At 58.3% G+C, this 3206-nt stretch carries 3 protein-coding genes; all 3 read right to left on the reverse strand.

Annotated features, from left to right (window positions below):
* Positions 1-290: 290 nt before the first annotated feature.
* On the reverse strand, positions 291-965 hold the full coding sequence (gene cmk / locus QZ302_RS09530; RefSeq protein WP_294594809.1) for a (d)CMP kinase: 675 nt from the start codon (positions 963-965) through the stop codon (positions 291-293).
* Between the two features lie 9 nt (positions 966-974).
* Entirely contained in the window at positions 975-1628 is a 654-nt protein-coding gene (locus QZ302_RS09535; RefSeq protein ID WP_294594811.1) for a LysE family transporter, read from the reverse strand.
* 132 nt (positions 1629-1760) lie between these two features.
* Positions 1761-2024: a hypothetical protein gene (locus QZ302_RS09540; protein ID WP_294594812.1), complete on the reverse strand. Its 264-nt coding sequence runs from the start codon at positions 2022-2024 to the stop codon at positions 1761-1763.
* Between the last annotated feature and the right edge of the window lie 1182 nt (positions 2025-3206).

The raw sequence follows: 3206 nt of genomic DNA on the forward strand, positions 1-3206 counted from the left end.
TCTACCCCTGTTCTCTGTCCGCGCGCTGGCGGAAATCTTATTCAAAGCGTTTTACGCTTTGAATGATTTCCTACTTCAGCAGTCGCGCGCGGGCGAGCTTTGTCCCGTCTGAAACTGCCCTACGCGGGCGGCGTCCGGTTAGTAAGGCAAAGACAACCCTAACAAAACGATGGGCGCACCGGCGGGACGGAGCGATACTACGTATCGCTTAATCTGTTCGGCCCAATCGCCGTCCGCCACCCCAAATGAAACAGTCCTCGGCCCCAACCCCCTCCCCACCACAACGAGCCTTACTCCAACTCGGCCAAACGCAAGTCGATCCACCGCATCTGTTCCTCTACCGTCATCCCGCTATTATCCAGCACCACCGCATCCGCCGCCCGACGCAACGGACTCACCGCCCGCGTCTCATCCTGATGATCCCGTTCACGGATATTCCGTTCGATTTCAGCCAACGAGATCTCTTCCCCCTTTGCAATCAACTCCTTATAACGCCGCTCCGCCCGTACACGCGGATCCGCCGTCATGAAAATCTTCAGTTCCGCCTCCGGAAAAACCATCGTCCCGATATCCCGCCCATCCATCACCACCCCCTTGCGCCGCCCCATCTCCTGCTGCATTGCCACCAGCTTGGCCCGCACCGCCGGAATGCAGCTCACCCCACTCACCCGATTGCTCACATCGATACGACGGATTTCCGTTTCGACATTCTCGTCGTTCAAATAGACATCGCTGTGCCCCGTCTCCTGATCGAACCGGAAATCGATCCGCACCTCCGGCAGCCTCTCCGCCAGCGCCTCCGGATCGTCCGTCAAACCGTTCCGCATGGCGAACAGCGTCACGGCACGATACATCGCCCCCGTGTCGATAAAAATATAACCCAACTTCGCCGCCACCGCTTTGGCAAAAGTACTTTTCCCGCAGGACGAATAACCGTCTATGGCAATAATAATCTTTTTTTTCATTGTCGGAATTTAAGCTAAGATCCGCTCCACCGGCCCCAAATCCACCACCAGACTCAATACCAGCAAGACCCCGAAAAGGATAATCACCGCCCCCGTAATTTTGTTGATCCACCAAAGGTGCCTGAGCCGAAACCTCCTCCGCAGTTTGTTCACCGCATAGGTCAGCAGAAACCACCAGCACGCCGCCCCCACCAGCACGCCGAAGATCAGCGACAGATTTCCTCCCGTCTGCCCCCCCTCGCTGCTAATCCCCAGCGCGGCGAACAGAGTAATGAATACCAGAATATAAGCCGGATTGGTCAACGTCAGAAAAAAGATCGAGAGGTAGTCGCTCAGCAAGCTGCTCCGGGTCTGCCTGCGCTGGCTGGCCCTCCTGACCCGTTTGTAAAAGATCGAAAAGCCGACCACGATAATCAGAATCCCCCCGATCGCCGTAAACCAATGCTTATGGGCGTTCATAAAATCGGTCATGAACGATAGGGAAAAGACGGCGAGCGTGGCGAACAACGTGTCAGCCGTCGCCGCACCGAGTCCGGAGAAGAAGCCGCTGCGGTGTGTACCGTTCAAAGTCCGTTGGATACAGATGACGCCGATCGGCCCCAATGGCACCGAGGCCAGGAAACCGACTAACAACCCTTGTAACGGCAACAATAACGAATTCATATTTACTTACTCTGGTGATCGGGGCTTTCCCGGCCCCTATCTCCTCCTGCCAATTTCTGCCACTTTAACTTCCAAGACCCGCCTGGCGGAGTTTCGTCTTTTCCGCTCGGTCGAGCAACTGCTCCTCTCCGTTTATTCCGAGAGGCAACGCAACTGACGACCCGTGGCACGGTCGTTCGCATCGCTGGGATCGAGGCCCTGCGAATTGAACCACAAGAATCGCCCGTAGATACCGCTAACCGTGCGGTTGGTTGTAGACGACCAGCTGTAACCGTAATGGCCGATGCCGCCCAGCACGCCCGAGGTGTAGTAGCGGTAGCCCGGGGCGGGGACGGAACTCTGCGAGCCGCAGAAGATCAACCCAAAGCACAGCCCAACCCACCACTCAAAGTTCATCCATTCTTTCAAGTTCGTCCTCGGCCGCCCCCCTCGCGCCGCTAATGCGTCGCTCTTGCCGAGGACGGCGATTCCGAACGGAATCGCGCTAATCGCTCTTGACCTCCAGCTGTTTGCCGCCAGCGGTAGCGCAACGAGACGCAACCAAGCCTAAGAAAGTCCAATTGCCTTAGCGGGTTGAAACCTGCGGGGCCTAAAACGAGCATAGCGAGTTGCGGGCCTCCGCGGCCGAAGGCTTCGGCCCGCGCGGCTCTGCGAGCCGCAGAAGATTGACCCAAAGCACAGCCCAAAGTTCATCCCACTGTTTTTGAGTTCGGCCTGTCACCCATCCCCCCTGAGGCGCTTCGCGCTAGGGCGACAGGGTCTGCGGTTCGCAGAACCGCAGAAACAGAGCTCATTCGTCCATGCCCTGTTTGCAGTCGCCGCCAGCGGAGAGTGCAACGAGCTCCGATGAGTTGCAGTCCGCCGCGTGGGATGGTGGCGAACTACGTGGTTCAAAGAGCCGCAAAAGCAACAACCCATTCACCGCCCAATTCTGTCGGGTTCGGGCTGCGCGCTCCGGGGGTGGGCGAAGGCCCAGCGCGCAAGTCCAGCGACCCTAAAGGGTCGCAAATGTTCAGCCTACAGTCCAGCCCAAAGCTCGCCCCCATGCTCGGCCCAGCGCGGCGGGAAAACCGCAATCGGCTTTCCCGCCTGAAGAACAAGCACAGCCCAACGCAAAGCCCAGTTCTCTGCCCCGTGTCCGCCTCACTGCGGCTCCGCTGTCGCTCCGCCGCATTTGCCGTCGCCCGCTAGGATTTCATCTCGATTTTGCTAATGCAAAATGAGTGAAATCCCCTTTTACGCGGGCGGGCGACGACTTTTTGACAGGGTCGAGTTTTTTCGCATGCAGTTCTTTGTTCGCGCGCCTTACGCGATTCATCTATATTTGGCTCACTGCCGAAATAGTTGAATCGCTTCTTTAGGCGTGGCGCGCGTCGTCCTACGGGAGGGTACTGCCCTCGGGCCGGGCAGGCCCCGCGTGCCCGCGGTGGGCAAATGGCAGCCTCTACCCTCCGTTCTTCGTCCGCGCGCTGGCGGAAATCTTATTCAAACGCGCATCACGCGTTTGAATGATTTCCTTTTCCAGCAGTCGCGCGCGGTTTAGTTTGAGGGTACTGCGCTCGGGCCGCGCGGGCCCCA

This window comes from uncultured Rikenella sp., assembly GCF_910579375.1.
In the GTDB taxonomy this organism is placed as follows: domain Bacteria; phylum Bacteroidota; class Bacteroidia; order Bacteroidales; family Rikenellaceae; genus Rikenella.

Bases quoted from the DNA above. Each gene is read 5' to 3' on its own strand.
- cmk (WP_294594809.1), bottom strand. From the start codon at position 965: ATGAAAAAAAAGATTATTATTGCCATAGACGGTTATTCGTCCTGCGGG.
- QZ302_RS09540 (WP_294594812.1), bottom strand. From the start codon at position 2,024: ATGAACTTTGAGTGGTGGGTTGGGCTGTGCTTTGGGTTGATCTTCTGC.
- QZ302_RS09535 (WP_294594811.1), bottom strand. From the start codon at position 1,628: ATGAATTCGTTATTGTTGCCGTTACAAGGGTTGTTAGTCGGTTTCCTG.